Annotated in this window: 21 protein-coding genes and 1 pseudogene; 11 read left to right on the top strand and 11 right to left on the bottom strand. The window is 37.3% G+C overall.

Going from position 1 to position 17,798, the window contains the following annotated elements; genetic code table 11:
• Positions 1-78: 78 nt before the first annotated feature.
• The 7 genes from hisC to DQN49_RS03255 all read left to right on the top strand — a co-directional run bounded on the left by hisC (position 79) and on the right by DQN49_RS03255 (position 6,676).
• The gene (gene hisC / locus DQN49_RS03290; protein ID WP_005669332.1) at positions 79-1,137 is read left to right on the top strand and encodes a histidinol-phosphate transaminase; all 1,059 of its coding nucleotides are present in this window, start codon (positions 79-81) and stop codon (positions 1,135-1,137) included.
• A 111-nt stretch (positions 1,138-1,248) separates the two neighbouring features.
• Positions 1,249-2,337, top strand: coding sequence for a bifunctional histidinol-phosphatase/imidazoleglycerol-phosphate dehydratase HisB (gene hisB, locus DQN49_RS03285; protein WP_006995163.1), 1,089 nt, complete (start codon positions 1,249-1,251; stop codon positions 2,335-2,337).
• 65 nt (positions 2,338-2,402) lie between these two features.
• Positions 2,403-3,002 carry an imidazole glycerol phosphate synthase subunit HisH gene (hisH, locus tag DQN49_RS03280; protein WP_006995164.1) on the top strand — a complete coding sequence of 200 codons (600 nt, stop codon included), beginning with the start codon at positions 2,403-2,405 and terminating at the stop codon, positions 3,000-3,002.
• Between the two features lie 35 nt (positions 3,003-3,037).
• Positions 3,038-3,787: a 1-(5-phosphoribosyl)-5-[(5-phosphoribosylamino)methylideneamino]imidazole-4-carboxamide isomerase gene (gene hisA, locus DQN49_RS03275; protein WP_006995165.1), complete on the top strand. Its 750-nt coding sequence runs from the start codon at positions 3,038-3,040 to the stop codon at positions 3,785-3,787.
• Entirely contained in the window at positions 3,769-4,545 is a 777-nt protein-coding gene (gene hisF / locus DQN49_RS03270; RefSeq protein ID WP_005652059.1) for an imidazole glycerol phosphate synthase subunit HisF, read from the top strand. Before hisA ends, hisF begins: the two co-directional genes overlap by 19 nt.
• Positions 4,545-5,210: a bifunctional phosphoribosyl-AMP cyclohydrolase/phosphoribosyl-ATP diphosphatase HisIE gene (hisIE, locus tag DQN49_RS03265; RefSeq protein ID WP_005649391.1), complete on the top strand. Its 666-nt coding sequence runs from the start codon at positions 4,545-4,547 to the stop codon at positions 5,208-5,210. Before hisF ends, hisIE begins: the two co-directional genes overlap by 1 nt.
• Before the next feature lie 263 nt (positions 5,211-5,473).
• The gene (locus tag DQN49_RS03255) at positions 5,474-6,676 is read left to right on the top strand and encodes an aromatic amino acid transporter (protein WP_005649395.1); all 1,203 of its coding nucleotides are present in this window, start codon (positions 5,474-5,476) and stop codon (positions 6,674-6,676) included.
• Between the two features lie 185 nt (positions 6,677-6,861).
• Here DQN49_RS03255 and DQN49_RS03250 read toward each other — a convergent pair whose 3' ends face one another.
• From DQN49_RS03250 to DQN49_RS03200, 11 genes are all read right to left on the bottom strand, one after another.
• Positions 6,862-7,290 carry a F0F1 ATP synthase subunit epsilon gene (locus DQN49_RS03250; RefSeq protein WP_005669341.1) on the bottom strand — a complete coding sequence of 143 codons (429 nt, stop codon included), beginning with the start codon at positions 7,288-7,290 and terminating at the stop codon, positions 6,862-6,864.
• Between the two features lie 29 nt (positions 7,291-7,319).
• Positions 7,320-8,693, bottom strand: a complete 1,374-nt coding sequence (gene atpD / locus DQN49_RS03245) for a F0F1 ATP synthase subunit beta (RefSeq protein WP_005649402.1) — start codon at positions 8,691-8,693, stop codon at positions 7,320-7,322.
• Positions 8,694-8,709: 16 nt separating this feature from the next.
• On the bottom strand, positions 8,710-9,579 hold the full coding sequence (atpG, locus tag DQN49_RS03240) for a F0F1 ATP synthase subunit gamma (RefSeq protein ID WP_006995166.1): 870 nt from the start codon (positions 9,577-9,579) through the stop codon (positions 8,710-8,712).
• 15 nt (positions 9,580-9,594) lie between these two features.
• Positions 9,595-11,136, bottom strand: coding sequence for a F0F1 ATP synthase subunit alpha (gene atpA / locus DQN49_RS03235; RefSeq protein ID WP_006995167.1), 1,542 nt, complete (start codon positions 11,134-11,136; stop codon positions 9,595-9,597).
• 12 nt (positions 11,137-11,148) lie between these two features.
• A complete protein-coding gene (atpH, locus tag DQN49_RS03230; protein WP_006995168.1) occupies positions 11,149-11,682 on the bottom strand; it encodes a F0F1 ATP synthase subunit delta in 534 nt (177 codons plus the stop codon).
• A gap of 12 nt (positions 11,683-11,694) precedes the next feature.
• The gene (atpF, locus tag DQN49_RS03225; protein WP_005649414.1) at positions 11,695-12,165 is read right to left on the bottom strand and encodes a F0F1 ATP synthase subunit B; all 471 of its coding nucleotides are present in this window, start codon (positions 12,163-12,165) and stop codon (positions 11,695-11,697) included.
• Positions 12,166-12,214: 49 nt separating this feature from the next.
• Positions 12,215-12,469, bottom strand: coding sequence for a F0F1 ATP synthase subunit C (gene atpE, locus DQN49_RS03220; RefSeq protein ID WP_005652035.1), 255 nt, complete (start codon positions 12,467-12,469; stop codon positions 12,215-12,217).
• Between the two features lie 55 nt (positions 12,470-12,524).
• Positions 12,525-13,313, bottom strand: a complete 789-nt coding sequence (atpB, locus tag DQN49_RS03215) for a F0F1 ATP synthase subunit A (RefSeq protein ID WP_005629251.1) — start codon at positions 13,311-13,313, stop codon at positions 12,525-12,527.
• Positions 13,314-13,349: 36 nt separating this feature from the next.
• Positions 13,350-13,724: an ATP synthase subunit I gene (locus tag DQN49_RS03210; RefSeq protein WP_006995169.1), complete on the bottom strand. Its 375-nt coding sequence runs from the start codon at positions 13,722-13,724 to the stop codon at positions 13,350-13,352.
• 125 nt (positions 13,725-13,849) lie between these two features.
• On the bottom strand, positions 13,850-14,461 hold the full coding sequence (gene rsmG / locus DQN49_RS03205; protein ID WP_005652031.1) for a 16S rRNA (guanine(527)-N(7))-methyltransferase RsmG: 612 nt from the start codon (positions 14,459-14,461) through the stop codon (positions 13,850-13,852).
• Positions 14,462-14,598: 137 nt separating this feature from the next.
• Positions 14,599-14,976: a PRD domain-containing protein gene (locus DQN49_RS03200; RefSeq protein ID WP_006995171.1), complete on the bottom strand. Its 378-nt coding sequence runs from the start codon at positions 14,974-14,976 to the stop codon at positions 14,599-14,601.
• Positions 14,977-15,091: 115 nt separating this feature from the next.
• Here DQN49_RS03200 and DQN49_RS03195 point away from each other — a divergent pair, with 115 nt between their 5' ends.
• The 4 genes and pseudogenes from DQN49_RS03195 to DQN49_RS03180 all read left to right on the top strand — a co-directional run bounded on the left by DQN49_RS03195 (position 15,092) and on the right by DQN49_RS03180 (position 17,753).
• A complete protein-coding gene (locus DQN49_RS03195; RefSeq protein ID WP_006995172.1) occupies positions 15,092-15,694 on the top strand; it encodes a beta-phosphoglucomutase family hydrolase in 603 nt (200 codons plus the stop codon).
• Positions 15,694-16,167 (top strand): YqaA family protein, encoded by a 474-nt coding sequence (locus DQN49_RS03190; RefSeq protein WP_006995173.1) that lies wholly within the window; start codon positions 15,694-15,696, stop codon positions 16,165-16,167. Before DQN49_RS03195 ends, DQN49_RS03190 begins: the two co-directional genes overlap by 1 nt.
• 184 nt (positions 16,168-16,351) lie before the next feature.
• The gene (gene luxS / locus DQN49_RS03185) at positions 16,352-16,855 is read left to right on the top strand and encodes an S-ribosylhomocysteine lyase (protein WP_005656552.1); all 504 of its coding nucleotides are present in this window, start codon (positions 16,352-16,354) and stop codon (positions 16,853-16,855) included.
• 101 nt (positions 16,856-16,956) lie between these two features.
• A pseudogene (locus tag DQN49_RS03180) lies at positions 16,957-17,753 on the top strand (IS3 family transposase).
• Positions 17,754-17,798: the final 45 nt, after the last annotated feature.

The following is a 17,798-nucleotide window of genomic DNA, read 5'->3' as shown; positions in this document are numbered from 1 at the left end:
AGTCAAATTTTCATACAACAATACGAAATATGTATGAATGATTACAATTCGCACATTTTACAATGGAAGAAAACAATAATGACAATCACAACTTTATCCCGACAAAATATACAAGCCTTAACGCCATATCAATCCGCTCGAAAACTCGGCGGCAATGGTACGATTTGGCTGAATGCAAATGAATATCCAACCTCGCCTGAATTTCAGCTTTCGGGTAAGGATTTAAACCGCTACCCCGAACCTCAGCCTCAAAGAGTGGTACAGGCTTATGCGAATTATGCGGGCGTTTCAACTGAAAATGTACTCGTTACTCGTGGCGGTGATGAAGGCATTGAATTGATAATCCACACTTTTTGCGAACCCAAACAAGATGCCATTTTATTCTGTCCTCCGACTTACGGAATGTATGCAGTGAGTGCTGAAACGGCAGGTGTGCTAAGTAAGACCGTGCCTTTAACTGACGATTTTCAGCTTAATTTGCCAGAAATCAAAAATCATCTTAATGATGTAAAAGTAGTCTTTGTATGCAGCCCAAATAATCCGACAGGTAATTTGCTCAAGCAATCAGATATACTCGATCTTTTGCAAATCACGGCAGGCAAAGCGATTGTGGTGGTGGACGAAGCCTATATTGAGTTCTGTCCTGAAGCAAGCGTTATTAATTTGCTTAAAAATTACCCGCACTTAGCAATTATCCGCACGCTCTCTAAAGCCTTTGCTTTAGCTGGATTGCGTTGTGGTTTTGTGTTAGCAAACCCTGAGCTAATTGACATCTTAAGTAAGGTAATCGCTCCATATCCTATCCCTGTGCCGAGTGCTGATCTTGCGGAACAAGCGTTAAGACCTGCGAACATCGCCACTGTTCAAGCTCTCACACAAGAACTTCTTTCCAATCGTCAATGGCTTGCTAAAGCTCTTTTAGTTTTACATCAAGTGGAAAAAGTGTATGAAAGTGAAGCTAATTATCTGTTGATCAAATGTCAAAACGGGCAAGCTGTGTTTAAGGCATTGTGGGAACAAGGAATTATTTTAAGAGACCAGAATAAGACATTACATTTACAAAATTGTATTCGCATTACTGTGGGAACAAGGAATGAGTGTGAGAGAGTTGTTGAAGCAATTAAGGAGGTAAAATGAACCACCTCCTATTTAAGTCACAGAGCGATTCGAGATTATTTAGTTTTATACTGTTTGTATAAAGCAAATGATAAACCTCATACCATTCATATAACATACACGGAGAAAAATATGCAACCTACTCTTTTTATCGACCGAGACGGCACATTAATTGATGAACCAAAAACTGATTTCCAAATTGACAGTTTAGAGAAACTAAAATTAGAACCGAAAGTGATTCCCGCACTCCTCAGACTGAAAGCGAAATACCGTTTTGTGATAGTTTCTAATCAAGATGGGCTTGGTACGGATGCTTTTCCGCAAACAGATTTTGATAAGCCCCACAATGTAATGATGGCATTATTTGAATCTCAGGGCATTACCTTTGATGAAGTGCTCATTTGCCCGCATAAGCCCGAAGAAAATTGTCTATGTCGCAAACCAAAAATTAAGTTGCTTGATCACTATATTCGTAAAAATTTATTCGATATTGACCGCTCTTTTGTCATTGGTGACCGAGAGACCGATGTGCAATTAGCAGAAAATCTAGGTATTCGAGCTATTCAATACGATCCACAGAAAATGAATTGGGATCTGATTGCAGAAAAATTGTTGGGGGAAACGGTCACAAACTGTGGCAAACGTCCGCCACGTTTTGCAGAAGTAATTCGTCAAACTAAAGAGACCGATATTAAAGTGCAGGTTTGGCTAGATGAAGCTGGTGTAAATGAAATCAAAACCGGTGTTGGTTTTTTTGACCATATGCTCGATCAAATCGCCACACACGGTGGGTTTAGAATGAACGTGCAGTGTAAAGGCGATTTATGGATTGACGAACATCACACGGTGGAGGACACCGCTCTCGCCCTTGGACAAGCACTGAAACAAGCCATTGGTGACAAACGTGGTATTGCCCGTTTCGGCTTTGTGCTTCCAATGGACGAATGTAAAGCAGAATGTGCTTTAGATTTATCGGGCAGACCTTGGATCAAATTCAATGCCTGCTTTAAACGCGATAAAGTGGGTGATTTTAGTACGGAACTCACTGAACATTTCTTTCAATCTTTGGCATTTTCAATGCTTGCCACGCTTCATTTAAATGTCACGGGTAATAACGATCATCATAAAATAGAGAGCTTATTTAAAGCCTTTGGGAGAACATTAAGACAGGCGATTCGGATTGAAGGAAATGAAATGCCAAGTTCAAAAGGAGTTTTATAGTTGAAAGAGCGGTTAATTTTTGTCGTATTTTTGCAAAATTCGACCGATTGTAAAAGGATAAAAAAATGACAAACATCACGATTATAGACACAGGTTGTGCCAACCTTTCTTCTGTAAAATTCGCCTTTGACCGATTAGGTTACAATACCGAGATCACTTTTGATCTTAATAAAATCAAATCTGCCGATAAGCTGATTTTACCTGGCGTAGGCACTGCAAATGCAGCAATGTATAATTTACAAGAACGTCAATTGATCGAAACCATTCAAAATCTAACACAACCAGTGCTAGGAATTTGTTTGGGTATGCAGTTAATGACCGAATTTTCCGAAGAGGGTAATGTGCCGACCTTAAACCTAATAAGCGGAAAAACTAATCGAATTCCCGATACGGGTTTACCGTTACCTCAAATGGGATGGAATCGCGTGCAATTTGTAAAAAACTGTCCGTTATTTGATGGTATTGTGCAAAATAGTCACTTCTATTTTGTGCATAGTTATGCAGTTAGCCAAAATAAACATTCGGTGGCAATAAGCAATTATGGTGTGAATTTTTCTGCTGCGATAGCGAAAGAAAATTTTTACGGTGTACAATTTCATCCCGAACGTTCGGGTAAAAATGGTGCGTTGTTGCTAAAAAATTTTGTGGAAAAAGTACCGTTTTAATCACTAGATCATATAGTCATACAGGATCAAACACAATGAAACAATCTATTATTATCCCTGCTCTTGATCTTATCAATGGTCAAGTTGTGCGGTTACACCAAGGCGATTATGCCAAGCAAACTACCTATTCTGAAAATCCAATTAAGCAATTTGATAATTATGTACGTCAAGGAGCAAAACAACTACATCTAGTCGATTTAACGGGAGCGAAAAATCCCCAGTCAAGACAAACCGCACTTATTGGAAAAATCGTTGAAGCAACACAATGTAAAGTACAAGTGGGAGGAGGCATTCGTACAGAGCAAGATGTGGCAGATTTATTGGCTGTGGGTGCGAATCGCGTGGTGATTGGTTCAACCGCCGTAACTCATCGTTCAATGGTGAAAAACTGGTTCATCAAATATGGTGCGGAAAAATTTGTTCTAGCATTAGACGTGAATATTAATGCAAGCGGTCAGAAAATCGTTGCGATTAGCGGTTGGCAGGAAGAAAGTGGTGTACTATTAGAAACGTTGATCGAAGATTTCCAAACCGTTGGCTTACAACAAGTTTTATGTACCGATATTTCACGCGATGGCACCTTGACAGGTTCAAATATTGGACTTTATCAAGAAATTTGTGAGAAATATCCACCTATTCAGTTTCAATCTTCTGGAGGGATTGGTTCACTGGCTGATATTGAGGCTCTAAAAGGCACAGGTGTGTCAGGTGTAATTGTAGGTCGAGCTTTATTAGAAGGAAAATTTACGCTTTCGGAGGCAATCAAATGTTGGCAAAACGGATAATTCCTTGTTTGGATGTACGTGATGGACAGGTGGTAAAAGGGGTACAATTCCGTAACCACGAAATTATTGGCGATATTGTGCCACTTGCTCAACGCTATGCGCAAGAAGGAGCTGATGAATTAGTATTTTATGATATTACGGCTTCATCAGACGGTCGTACCGTGGATAAAAGTTGGGTAGAACGAATCGCTCAGGTAATTGATATTCCGTTTTGCGTAGCAGGTGGGATTAAAACCATTGAAGATGCGGAAAAATTGTTTGCATTTGGGGCGGATAAAATTTCGATTAATTCCCCTGCTCTCGCTGATCCAACGCTCATTTCTCGCTTAGCAGATCGCTTTGGCGTACAAGCGATTGTAGTAGGTATTGATAGTTGGTTTGAACAGGAAACAGGTAAGTATTGGGTAAACCAATATACAGGCGATGAAACACGTACCCGACAAACTCATTGGCAGTTGTTAGATTGGGTAAAAGAAGTACAACAATGCGGTGCAGGAGAAATCGTGCTAAATATGATGAATCAAGATGGTTTACGAAACGGGTACGATTTAGCCCAGCTCAAGCTGGTGCGAGGAGTATGTAGAGTACCTCTAATTGCATCTGGCGGTGCGGGTAAAATGGTACATTTTCGTGATGCTTTTATTGAAGCAAAAGTTGATGGGGCATTAGCTGCCAGCGTATTCCATAAACAGATTATTGAAATTGGCGAGTTAAAATCCTACCTTGTGAAATCAGCCATCGAGATTCGGAGTGAATAATGAATATTACTAAAATAGACTGGCAAAAAGTTAATGGTCTTCTTCCTGTTATTATTCAAAATATAAGTACTCGTGAGGTACTAATGCTTGGCTATATGAATGAAGAAGCCCTTACAAAAACCATCAAAGAACGTAAAGTAACTTTCTTCTCTCGTACCAAACAACGATTATGGACAAAAGGAGAAATCTCGGGCAATTTTTTAAATGTGGAAGAAATGAGCTTAGATTGCGATAACGACACTTTGCTCATTTTAGTTGATCCCATTGGGGCAACTTGCCACACAGGTGAATACAGCTGCTTCCATCAATTTACCTCTCCACAATCAGAGAACAAGAAGCAACAATTTGCAAATTGGGCGTGGTTTATAAAATTAGAACAACATTTAAAAGAAAAGAAAAATGCAGATCCTTCTAATTCTTATACTGCAACATTACACGCAAAAGGTACCAAAAAAATCGCCCAAAAAGTGGGGGAAGAAGGTGTGGAAACTGCCTTGGCTGCGGTCGCACAAGATAAAGCAGAAGTCATTTCTGAAGCTACAGATTTGGTCTATCACTTAACCGTATTATTACACAATCAAGATCTTCAGTGGTACGAAATTATCGCAAAACTACAAGAACGCCATCAAGGGATTGGATTACATCCAGAAGGAGGAAATAAATAAGAAAATTGTCAGGCAATATTAAGTGAGCAATTAGAAGATTTGTTTGGACAATTCAATATCATCGTAAAATACAGTGAAACTGTGGTAATTAAATGTATTGATAAACAACAAAATTTAGGAAATATCATTTTATTCCTTCTTCTTAAGCAACAATATAGCAAGGAAGATAGTAAAAAATTCACAATTTATAAATTTTATTTACAGACTGTAAATTATACAATACAATTATCGTAAATTTTTTATTACATCATAAGGAAACAAAAATGAACAAAACTGTAGGCAGCACACTTCTTGTTGCTGGTACGATGATTGGTGCGGGAATGTTGGCTATGCCTCTCACTTCCGCTGGCATTGGCTTCGGCTTTACTTTAGTCTTGTTATTGGGGCTTTGGGCATTATTAACTTTTAGCGCACTTTTATTCGTTGAACTCTATCAAACTGCGGAAAGTGATGCAGGTATCGGCACACTTGCAGAACAATATTTTGGTAAAACAGGACGCATTATTGCCACAGCCGTGCTAATTATTTTCTTATATGCATTAATTGCCGCTTATATCAGCGGTGGCGGTTCACTACTAAAAGATTTATTACCAGAAAGTTTTGGCGATAAAGTTAGCGTCTTATTATTTACCGTGATTTTCGGTTCATTTATCGTCATCGGCACACATAGCGTAGATAAAATTAATCGCGTGTTATTTTTCGTTATGCTTGCTGCCTTTGCTGTGGTGTTAAGCTTAATGTTGCCAGAAATCAAATTTGATAACTTAATGGCGACGCCAATTGATAAGGCTTTAATTATCTCTGCAAGCCCTGTATTTTTCACGGCGTTTGGTTTCCACGGTTCCATTCCAAGTTTAAATAAATACTTAGATGGCAATGTAAAAGCATTGCGCTTCTCTATTTTGGTCGGCTCTGCCATAACACTTTGTGCTTATATTCTATGGCAACTATCCACGCACGGCTTGCTTACACAAAATGAATTTTTACAAATCTTAAAAGAAGATGCGACTTTAAATGGCTTAGTAAAAGCAACCTTCGCCATCACTGGAAGCAATGTGATCGCAAGTGCGGTAAAATTATTTTCTACATTAGCACTTATCACTTCTTTCTTAGGTGTGGGATTAGGATTATTAGAATGTATTGAAGATTTACTAAAACGTTCATTTAACGTTACAGCAGGTAGAATTTCACTTGGTTTACTGACTTTTATTCCACCACTTGTTTTTGCATTATTTTACCCAGAAGGTTTTATTTTAGCACTAGGCTACGCAGGTCAAATGTTTGCATTCTACGCCGTAGTATTGCCAGTTAGCCTTGTTTGGAAAGCTCGTCGTGTTCACCGTAATTTGCCATATAAAGTGTGGGGAGGAAATCTGACTTTAATTATCGTATTGGTATTAGGCGTGATCATTACATCCATTCCATTTGCGATTCGTGCGGGTTATTTACCCTTTGTTGTAGGTTAAAAACAAACTAAAAATTTACCGCACTTTTTATCTAAAAAAGAGTAAATATTATCCTAATTAATTTAGATAAAAATTTCAGACAAAACTTATCATTAATCTCATACAACAAAAAGGCTAAGTTCTAAAATTATAGAACTTAGCCCTTAAACTAAATGAAGTTCACTTCATCTATATTATACTTTCAATTATCGTCTTGTTTTCAATAGTTTTTCAGTGAGTTCATAAGCTCGAAGTTTTGCTAACTCTTTAGAAAGTTTTGCAACAAGTAAGTCGTGATCTGCATCAGATCCGTGAGATACTATATTTTCTTCTGCTTTACGTTTTGCTTCGTGAATACGATCTGCATCTAATTCACTACCTCGAATAGCAATATCTGCTAATACTGTCACAATATTTGGTTGAACTTCTAAAAAACCACCAGAAACATAGATAACTTCTTCATTCCCATCTTTAAGAGTAAATTTAACAATCCCAGGCTTAATTGCTGTTAGCAATGGCGTATGTCCGGGCAAAATACCAAGCTCCCCTTCCACACCAGTTACCTGAATTTGTTTTACTTCACCTTCAAAGATTTTCTGCTCTGCGCTTACTATTGTTAAATTAAATGTCGCCATTTTGTTCTCCTTCAAATGACTTGAAGTGATTACATATTTTTGGCTTTTTCTAACACTTCATCGATTGAACCAACCATATAGAACGCTTGTTCAGGAATATGGTCATATTCGCCATCTAAGATACCTTTGAAGCCACGGATGGTGTCTTTTAATGTCACGTATTTACCTGGTGAACCTGTGAAGACTTCTGCAACAAAGAATGGTTGTGATAAGAAACGTTCAATTTTACGTGCACGTGCTACCACTAGTTTATCTTCTTCAGATAATTCATCCATACCAAGAATTGCAATAATATCCTTCAATTCTTTATAACGTTGTAAAATACCTTGTACACCACGAGCAACATCATAATGTTCTTGACCAACAACAAGCGGGTCTAACTGACGTGAAGTTGAATCTAATGGATCAACTGCAGGGTAAATACCTAAAGATGCGATTTGACGACTTAATACAACAGTTGAGTCTAAATGTGCGAAAGTTGTTGCTGGAGATGGGTCAGTTAAGTCATCCGCTGGTACGTACACCGCTTGCACAGAAGTGATAGAACCTGTTTTGGTTGAAGTGATACGTTCTTGTAACACACCCATTTCTTCTGCCAATGTCGGTTGGTAACCTACCGCGGATGGCATACGACCTAATAACGCAGATACTTCCGTACCAGCAAGGGTATAACGATAAATATTATCCACAAAGAATAATACATCTCGACCTTCATCACGGAATTTTTCAGCCATAGTTAAACCAGTCAATGCAACACGTAAACGGTTACCTGGTGGCTCGTTCATTTGACCATAAACCAAAGATACTTTATCTAATACGTTAGAATCTTTCATTTCATGATAGAAGTCATTACCTTCACGAGTACGTTCGCCTACACCCGCAAATACAGAGTAACCTGAATGCTCAATCGCAATATTACGAATCAACTCCATCATATTTACGGTTTTACCTACACCTGCACCGCCGAATAAACCAACTTTACCACCTTTTGCGAATGGACAAATTAAGTCGATCACTTTGATACCAGTTTCTAATAATTCCGTACTGTTTGATTGTTCTTCATAGCTCGGTGCCGAACGGTGGATAGCCCAACGCTCTTCTTCACCAATTGCTCCTTGTTCGTCAATTGGTTCGCCCAACACATTCATAATACGACCAAGTGTTTTTGTACCTACTGGTACTTGAATTGGGTTATTTGTGTTTTCTACTTTTAAGCCACGTTTTAAACCATCAGATGTACCCAATGCAATACAACGAACTACTCCGCCACCTAATTGTTGTTGCACCTCAAGTGTTAAACCTGATTCAACTTTTAATGCATCGTAAACTTTTGGCACTGCATCTTGTGGAAATTCAACGTCAATCACCGCACCGATGATTTGTACAATTTTTCCTGCTGACATTACCGTTCCTCTTTTCTTAAATCGCTGCCGCACCGGCTACGATTTCATTCAATTCATTTGTGATACTTGCTTGACGAGCTTTGTTGTACACCAACCGCAGATCATTAATTAAATTACCTGCATTATCCGTTGCTGCTTTCATTGCTACCATTCGAGCCGCTTGTTCTGAAGCTAAATTATCTACAACCGCTTGATAAATTTGGGATTCTAAATAACGAACTAAAAGGCTATCTAATAGTACTTTTGGTTCTGGCTCATAAAGATAATCCCAAGTCTGTTGTCTTTCATTTAAATGATCGTCTTTAGATTCTGGTAAAGGAACTAACTGTTGCACAACAGGTTTTTGCGACATCGTATTAACAAATTTATTGTATGCAATATAAATTGCATCAATTTCACCATTACGATAAGCATCAAACATTGTATTTGCCACACCAATTAACTCTTCTAGAGCGGGCGTATCGCCTAAACCAGAAAGCTGACCTTTGATATTAAATCCAAAGGAACGGAAAAAACTAATCCCTTTTGAACCTATTAAGCCCAAATCTGTAGAAATATTTTGTTCTTTCCAATTTTTTATTTGGTTAAGTATGGTTTTGAATAAATTAACATTTAACCCACCACACATCCCACGATCTGTTGAAATAACCAAGATACCGATTTTCTTCACTTCTCGTTCAACTAAGAACGGATGTTTATAACCGATACTTGCCTTAGACACATGACTAATAACATTACGGATAGTTTCAGAATACGGACGAGATGCAGCCATACGATCCTGCGTTTTACGCATTTTCGAGGTTGCCACCATTTCCATTGCCTTAGTGATTTTTTGTGTACTTTGTACACTGGCAATTTTGGTTTTTATCTCTTTTGCACCTGCCATCTTATCTCTCCGTTACTACCAAGCACTATTCGCTTTAAAACCATCTAAAATACTTTTTAACGTATCTTTGATTTCATCATTATAGTTACCGGTTTTATTAAGCTCTTGCATAAATTCAGCATGATTACGGTTAGAATAATCTAAAAGTGCGGTCTCAAAACTTGCAATTTTTGATAATTCCACGTCATCCAAATAACCAAATTCAACAGCAAACAATATAACCGCTTGTTCTGCAACAGATAATGGCGCGAATTGTTTTTGTTTTAATAATTCAGTTACTTTTTCACCGTGAGAAAGTTGCTTACGAGTCGCATCATCTAGATCTGATGCAAACTGTGCAAACGCTGCTAATTCACGATATTGAGCTAGCGCGGTACGAATACCACCCGCTAATTTCTTAATAACTTTAGTTTGCGCTGAACCACCCACACGAGATACCGAAATACCTGGGTTTACCGCAGGACGAATACCTGAGTTAAACAAGTTAGATTCTAAGAAGATCTGACCATCGGTAATAGAAATTACGTTGGTTGGAACAAACGCAGATACGTCACCAGCTTGGGTTTCAATAATCGGAAGTGCGGTTAAAGAACCTGTTTTTCCTTTTACTTCGCCTTTAGTGAATTTTTCTACATAATCTTCATTTACACGAGAAGCACGTTCTAGTAAACGAGAATGTAAATAGAACACATCACCTGGATAGGCTTCACGACCTGGTGGACGACGTAATAATAATGAAATTTGACGATAAGCTACGGCTTGTTTTGATAAATCATCATAAACAATTAACGCATCTTCGCCGCGATCACGGAAATATTCCCCCATCGCACAACCAGCATAAGGGGCTAAATATTGTAACGCTGCTGATTCAGATGCAGATGCAGCTACCACGATAGTATTTGCAAGCGCACCATGTTCTTCTAATTTACGCACGACGTTTGCAATAGTAGAGGCTTTTTGACCAATCGCAACATAGATACATTTAATACCTGAATTACGCTGATTAATAATAGCGTCAATTGCTAACGCAGTTTTACCCGTTTGACGGTCACCGATGATTAACTCACGCTGACCACGACCAATCGGTACCATGGAATCGACAGCTTTATAACCAGTTTGAACAGGTTGATCAACAGAACGACGATCGATAACACCTGGCGCAATCACTTCTACTGGTGAGAAACCATCATTTTCAATTTCGCCTTTACCATCGATTGGCTGACCAAGCGTATTAACTACACGACCTAATAAACCACGACCAACTGGTACTTCAAGAATACGACCTGTACATTGAACTTCCATACCTTCCGCTAAATCTGCGTAAGGTCCCATAACTACAGCACCAACAGAATCGCGTTCAAGGTTAAGTGCCATCGCATAACGATTACCTGGTAAGGCGATCATTTCACCTTGCATCACATCGCTTAAACCGTGGATGCGAATAATACCATCGCTTACAGAAACAATTGTCCCTGTATTACGCGCTTCACTGACCACGTCGAATTGAGCGATGCGTTTTTTAATCAATTCACTAATTTCAGTTGAATTTAGTTGCATCTTGTATTCCTCTTATAATTGCAACTCGTTTGCGAGACGAGTAAGTTGCCCACGGCTACTTCCGTCAATCACAAAGTCTTCAGTACGAACAATCACACCAGCAATAAGTGCGTTATCCACGTTGCAATTTAATTTCACTTTGCGAGCTAATCTTTTTTTCATTGCAGCTGCAATTTTTTCGATTTGTGTTGCATTCAATGGTTGCGCAGATGTTACTTCAACTTCTGCAATAGCTTGGTGTTCCTCTACGTGATGTTTAAATTCTTCAAACACCGCAGGAATAGCACTCAAACGCTTATTTTCAGCCATTAACCGAATAAGATTTTGCCCATATTGATCCAATTGTTCGCCACAAATAGAAATTACTGTATCAGCTAATTTCTGTGCAGAAAGAGAACTACTTAAGTAAGCTTTTACCGTTTCATCTTCAGCTACGGCAGCAGCAAAACCTAACATTTCAGTCCATTTTTCGACCGCACTTTGTTCAATGGCAAAGTCGAATGCAGCTTTTGCATAAGGGCGAGCTATTGTAGTTAATTCTGACATAAGCTAAGCCTCTTATAACTCTGCAACTAATTTATCAATAATGTCATTGTTTGCCGCTTCATCAATAGAACGACCCACAATTTTCTCAGCACCAGCCACAGCCAATGAAGCCACTTTAAGACGTAATTCTTCTTGAACACGTTTACGTTCTGCTTCTACTTCTGCATAACCTTGAGCAATAATTTTTGCTTTTAGTTCTTCGGCTTCTGCCTTCACTTCGTCTAATACTTCATTGCGACGTTTATTCGCAGCATCTAAAATGTCTTGAGCTTGTACTTTTGCAGCTGAAAGTTCTTGTTCAACAAGATTTTTCGTATCTGCTTGCTCTTTTTTAGCTGCTTCAGCTGACGCTAAAGCGTTCGCAATTTGGCTTTGACGTGTTTCAATCGCATTAATAATTGGTGGCCAAACAAATTTCATGCAAAACCACACAAAAAGTGCGAATGCGATAAGTTGACCAATCAATGTTGCATTTAAATTCACAACGTCCTCCTTACTATGCTTGTTTTACGTTGATAAGCAAATAAGGTGATTAGTTTAATAAACCGATGAATGGGTTTGCGAAAATGAAAAGTAATGAAATACCAACAGCAATCATTGCAATCGCATCTAAAAGACCAGCTACGATAAACATTTTAGTTTGTAAGCTAGATGCTAATTCTGGTTGGCGAGCTGATGATTCTAAGAATTTACCACCTAGAATAGCAAAGCCAATTGCAGTACCTAATGCAGCAAATGCAAGAAGAATTGATGCACCGATGATTGTCGCTGTAATTACAGTTTCCATAATTTTCTCCAATAGAAGTTAAGTTTTAGCCCTAGAGCTGGTTAATAAAAAACGATTAATGATCTGCTTTGTTATAAGCAATACTTAAATAAACAACCGTCAACATCATAAAGATGAAAGCCTGCAAGGTAATAACCAAAATATGGAAAATAGCCCAAGCAAGATGTAACGGAATCCCTAATGCTGCAATGGCCATATTAGCGGAATACATTACAGCGATAAGAATAAAGATTAACTCCCCTGCATACATGTTACCGAATAAACGGAAAGCAAGTGAAATTGGTTTAGCCAATAAAGTCACCGTTTCAAGAATAAAGTTAACAGGAATAAACGCCCAATGATTGAATGGATGAAGCGTATATTCTTTAACTAAGCCTTTGAATCCTTTAGATTTTATTGTGTAGAAAAGAATTAAAAAGAAAACACAAATGGACATACCCAAAGTTGCGCTAATATCTGCTGTCGGCACTGCACGAAGATAATGAATACCGAACAAACCTGCAAATTGAGGTAAGAAATCAACAGGAATTAAGTCGATAGCATTCATGATGAATACCCAACAGAAAATTGTTAATGCAAGTGGTGCAACTACGTTACGTGGACCATGAAAATTTTCTTTCACGATTCCATTAACCCATTCCACAACAATTTCAACTAAGCATTGCATTTTTCCTGGAACGCCAGTTGTTGCTTTTTTCCCTACTCGAGAAAAAACAAATAGGAAAATAACCGCAGCAAGAATAGAAAAGAACAACGTATCTATATGAACATTCCAAAATCCATCCCCTGTTTTGAGAAAGGATAAATGGTGGCTAATGTATTCCGATGTTGTTTGTCCAGACATAATCGATCCTTTGTTCTGAAGAAGAATAACCCAAAGTTAAATTTTATTGAGAATAAGTGGAATAATATTATTCAGCACTAATGCCAATAAAAAACCAACAAAAAACGCAATAAAATTGATAACGAATAACCATTTGATGGCAACAATGATAAAAACCATCGTTAAAATAAACTTTATTGCTTCAGCACGATAAAGTGCGGTCAGTTTTGTTGAAAAATTTTGTTTTCTGTAAAAAATGATAAATATAAATGTACAAAAAGGCAAAAAGGCACTTAAAAAACCGTAGCTAAAATCTACCGCACTTTGGCGTTGCCATCCATAAATAAGCAAATAAAAAACTACAAGCAAAAGACTCTCAATAATAATAGCTTTTCTGTAGTTTTTTTTAGCGTGAGATAAAATGCGCGACATCACTTTTACAAAATAATTTTAGCCCGCCGATTATACCTTTGCTGGCTTTAGATTCAACTTAAAAACACATAAAAAGTGTTATATAAATCACACTTTTAGAAAATAATTTATCTATTTGTTACTTTTTAACGTAAAACGATTAAATGTCGTTCGCCTATAAGTTCAGGAACAGATAATTCAATCACTTTTTGAATAGTATATTTTTTATTCAATTCATTAATTTCATCTTCCTGATAAATCCCTTTTAATGCATAAAAATATCCATTTTCTTTTGGTAAATGATGACACCAATCTGTCATATCTTTTAACGAAGCAAAAGCACGGCTTAATACACCATCAAATTTATCTTCAGGTTGATATTCTTCTACTCGACTTAAAACGGGGGTTACATTAGTTAGTCTAAGCTCACGTATAGCATTTCGAATAAAACTAATACGCTTACCTAAGCTATCAAGGAGGACAAATTGTTTGGAAGGATTAATAATTGCCAAAGGTAAACCAGGCAAACCAGGCCCTGTACCGACATCAATAAAACGATCACCTTGTAAATAAGGACTTACAACAAGACTATCTAAAATATGTTTAACTAACATTTCTTGTGGATCACGAACTGACGTCAAATTATAAGCTTTATTCCATTTATTGAGTAAATTGACCAGATTAATCAACTGCTGAATTTGTTGATCACTTATTTTTATATTTGCTTGCGCAAGTAAACTGACTAATTTGGCTTTCATATTTATTATCTCTTTGAAAAATTACGCTATTTTACTTAAAAGTGCGGTAAATTTCCTTAATGTTTTAGTAATTTGAGAATTATTTACCGAATCAATGTCCAGTTTTACACCATAAATTGAATGCACCTCCGCATAATTCATTTCAAAGGCTTTAATTGCTTCTGTTCAAGAACCAAAGAATGAATGTTCGCTAAAAAATAAGTTTGTTCTGCTTCAGGAATGGAAAATGGCATTAACTTGAGTAAATCTCGATGAATAGCTAAAACTTGTGGAAAAATGACCGCACTTTGCATTTCTTCGAGCATTTCTGAATAAAGCGAAGAAACACAACCTCCTCGTTCTATTCGACCTAAGCTGCAAGCAATGTGTAGCAGCATAAAATCCACTTGAGGCGTATTCACATCAGCTTGCCAGTAATGAGCTAATCGATTTCGTAAACGAAATATCACATCAATAATAGATTGATTTATTTGCTTGCGAATTTTCCAACGTTCTAGTTGCTTAAATAACCGCATTTGTTTTTGTTAGTTCAAAATTTGTTCGCTAATTTACCGCACTTTACTGAAATAAAACAGTGCATAGATCACAGTTTTGTAGCAAAATGGTAAAAAAATTTGTAAGGATGTAAAAATGTTAGATTACGAGATCTTCAATCCATATGAAGGATTGATTTTTGATATGGATGGAACTTTAATTGATACAATGCCCGTGCATGCACAGGCTTGGACAATGGTGGGAAAGAAATTTGGCTATGAATTTGATTTTCAAATTATGTATAACTTCGGCGGGGCGACGGTTCGAACTATCGCGGGGGAAATGATGAAAGCGGCGAATATGCCACTAGATCGAATTGAGGATGTGCTGGCTGCAAAACGTGAGTTGTCTTATCAACTTATTCCGACTCAATCAAAGTTATTGCCAACCTTTGAAATTGTTAAATCCTTCCATCAGAAAAAGCCGATGGCTTTAGGTTCTGGCTCACACCGTAAAATTATTGATATGTTGATGGATAAACTGGCTATCGCACCTTACTTTAATGCAATTGTCAGTGCAGATGATGTAAAAGAACATAAACCACACCCAGAAACTTTTTTACGTTGTGCGGAGTTAATTCAAGCAAATCCAAGTCGTTGTATCGTATTTGAAGATGCGGATTTAGGCGTGCAAGCAGGATTAAGTGCGGGAATGGATGTGTTTGATGTTCGCACACGAGAAATTATTTCGCCAAGATAATGGATATTTTTTCATTTTTTAGTGCTGATTTTTGGCAGGCTAATAGCTTATGCTTTATGTTTATCAGCGCGTTTTTGAGTGCAACAGTATTACCAGGTAATTCAGAAGTTATATTTGTTGCGCTTGCTGTACCTAAATTAATGTTAGGTTCTTTATTTAACGCAGATATATTAGCTCTAATATTGATTGCAACCGCTGGAAATAGCTTAGGAAGTTTAACCACTTACGGAATTGGACGATGGATGCCAAAATTCGAGCCCAAAAATTACCGCACTTTATGGGCAATAAATCAGCTACGGCGTTATGGGGCGATTGCTTTACTTTTGAGCTGGCTGCCTGTAGTTGGCGATTTATTTTGTGCCATAGCTGGTTGGTTAAGATTAAATTTTGTAACGAGTAGTCTCTTTATCTTTCTGGGAAAAATGGTTCGTTATGTTGCGTTATTGTTTTTGAGTACACCATTCTTACTATAAAATGAGCAAGAAAAAACCCCACAATAAATGTGGGGCAAATAACCTAAGGAACCAATTTTATTAAAACAACTGCAAGTTGCTTATTCTATAAGACAATGAACCTTACTATAAAGTTCATTAAAATTTGTAAAAAATAAATATTTATTCAATTATTTCTTAACCAACTGATTTATAAGGAAAATTTATGCCATTACTTGATAGTTTTAAAGTGGATCACACAAAAATGAACGCACCTGCAGTACGCATTGCAAAAACGATGCTCACGCCAAAAGGCGATAATATTACTGTTTTTGATTTACGTTTTTGTATTCCAAACAAAGAAATTCTTTCCCCAAAAGGCATTCATACACTTGAACATTTATTTGCTGGATTTATGCGCGATCACTTAAATGGCGATAGCATAGAAATTATTGATATTTCTCCGATGGGATGTCGCACGGGATTTTATATGTCTTTGATTGGCACACCAAATGAACAGGAAGTGTCTGAGGCTTGGTTAGCTTCAATGCAAGATGTTTTAGGTGTACAAGATCAAGCTTCTATTCCCGAATTAAATATCTATCAATGCGGAAGCTATACGGAACATTCCTTAGAAGATGCACACGAAATTGCCAAAAATGTTATCGCACGCGGTATAGGTGTAAATAAAAATGAAGATTTGTCACTCGATAATTCCTTATTAAAATAGGAAGACGCTTGATTAACCTAAAAAAGTTAGTAGTAAAAAACGCATTTTATGATCTACACCCCAAAAATTGACTAAATAACCAACTAAGGTGTAGATTTTTTATGACCAAATACAACACTCTTTTCAAACAACAAGTCATCGAATTTGATCTTCAAAATGGTAAAAATCGTTCACTTACCCGCAGGTATTTTCAACTTGCCTAAATAACACTAAAACGTTGGATTAACCAATTAATCATAGTTAAATCAATAGATTATCCGTACTTAGTAAGAAGCAAAATTACTTACCTGAATTTAAACTTAACATAATACAAGCGGTTAAAAATGGGCAATTTTCTGCAGAAGCCGCATATTTACATTTTGGCATTACCAATTCAGACGTTGTTAATCAATGGCTGCAAGCCTTTGAAAAACAAGGTATAAACGGCTTAATCCTCAAACCTAAAAGTCGTCCAATCATGAAACCGAAATACCCTAAGATGCCACCTAAACCGAAAACATGAGGGGAAGAACTAGAATTGGAAAATTTACTACGTGCGGAGAACGCAATTCTAAAAAAGTTGCAAGAACTCAACCAACAAAAAAGACTTGAAGACGCAAAACCCAATTTTACATTCCGACCAAGGTTGGCTGTATCAAATGGTCGGTTATCAGGCGATTTTACGAGAGAATAGCATTCAACAGAATATGTCAAGGAAAGGAAATTATTTAGATAACAATGCGATGGAAAACTTCTTTGGACGATTAAAAACTGAATGTTATTACGACAAACGATTTGAGAAGTTCAAACAACTGAAAAAACAACTCATGAGTATATTCATTATTACAACCATGATCACATTCAGGGGAAACTAAAAGGGCTGAGCCCTGTGAATGACAGAACTCAGTCCTTGAACTAAATCAATCTAACTTTTTGGGGGAAGATAAATCCCAACTTGCGGTCA

This window comes from Haemophilus aegyptius, assembly GCF_900475885.1.
GTDB lineage: Bacteria > Pseudomonadota > Gammaproteobacteria > Enterobacterales > Pasteurellaceae > Haemophilus > Haemophilus influenzae.
This window is presented reverse-complemented; position numbering and strand designations above follow the sequence as displayed.

Bases quoted from the DNA above. Each gene is read 5' to 3' on its own strand.
- DQN49_RS03210 (WP_006995169.1), bottom strand. From the start codon at position 13,724: ATGTCGCGCATTTTATCTCACGCTAAAAAAAACTACAGAAAAGCTATT.
- rsmG (WP_005652031.1), bottom strand. From the start codon at position 14,461: ATGAAAGCCAAATTAGTCAGTTTACTTGCGCAAGCAAATATAAAAATA.
- atpH (WP_006995168.1), bottom strand. From the start codon at position 11,682: ATGTCAGAATTAACTACAATAGCTCGCCCTTATGCAAAAGCTGCATTC.
- hisB (WP_006995163.1), top strand. From the start codon at position 1,249: ATGCAACCTACTCTTTTTATCGACCGAGACGGCACATTAATTGATGAA.
- DQN49_RS03190 (WP_006995173.1), top strand. From the start codon at position 15,694: ATGGATATTTTTTCATTTTTTAGTGCTGATTTTTGGCAGGCTAATAGC.
- luxS (WP_005656552.1), top strand. From the start codon at position 16,352: ATGCCATTACTTGATAGTTTTAAAGTGGATCACACAAAAATGAACGCA.
- hisA (WP_006995165.1), top strand. From the start codon at position 3,038: ATGAAACAATCTATTATTATCCCTGCTCTTGATCTTATCAATGGTCAA.
- hisF (WP_005652059.1), top strand. From the start codon at position 3,769: ATGTTGGCAAAACGGATAATTCCTTGTTTGGATGTACGTGATGGACAG.
- DQN49_RS03255 (WP_005649395.1), top strand. From the start codon at position 5,474: ATGAACAAAACTGTAGGCAGCACACTTCTTGTTGCTGGTACGATGATT.
- hisC (WP_005669332.1), top strand. From the start codon at position 79: ATGACAATCACAACTTTATCCCGACAAAATATACAAGCCTTAACGCCA.
- atpA (WP_006995167.1), bottom strand. From the start codon at position 11,136: ATGCAACTAAATTCAACTGAAATTAGTGAATTGATTAAAAAACGCATC.
- DQN49_RS03200 (WP_006995171.1), bottom strand. From the start codon at position 14,976: ATGCGGTTATTTAAGCAACTAGAACGTTGGAAAATTCGCAAGCAAATA.
- DQN49_RS03195 (WP_006995172.1), top strand. From the start codon at position 15,092: ATGTTAGATTACGAGATCTTCAATCCATATGAAGGATTGATTTTTGAT.
- hisIE (WP_005649391.1), top strand. From the start codon at position 4,545: ATGAATATTACTAAAATAGACTGGCAAAAAGTTAATGGTCTTCTTCCT.
- DQN49_RS03250 (WP_005669341.1), bottom strand. From the start codon at position 7,290: ATGGCGACATTTAATTTAACAATAGTAAGCGCAGAGCAGAAAATCTTT.
- atpB (WP_005629251.1), bottom strand. From the start codon at position 13,313: ATGTCTGGACAAACAACATCGGAATACATTAGCCACCATTTATCCTTT.
- atpE (WP_005652035.1), bottom strand. From the start codon at position 12,469: ATGGAAACTGTAATTACAGCGACAATCATCGGTGCATCAATTCTTCTT.
- atpD (WP_005649402.1), bottom strand. From the start codon at position 8,693: ATGTCAGCAGGAAAAATTGTACAAATCATCGGTGCGGTGATTGACGTT.
- atpG (WP_006995166.1), bottom strand. From the start codon at position 9,579: ATGGCAGGTGCAAAAGAGATAAAAACCAAAATTGCCAGTGTACAAAGT.
- hisH (WP_006995164.1), top strand. From the start codon at position 2,403: ATGACAAACATCACGATTATAGACACAGGTTGTGCCAACCTTTCTTCT.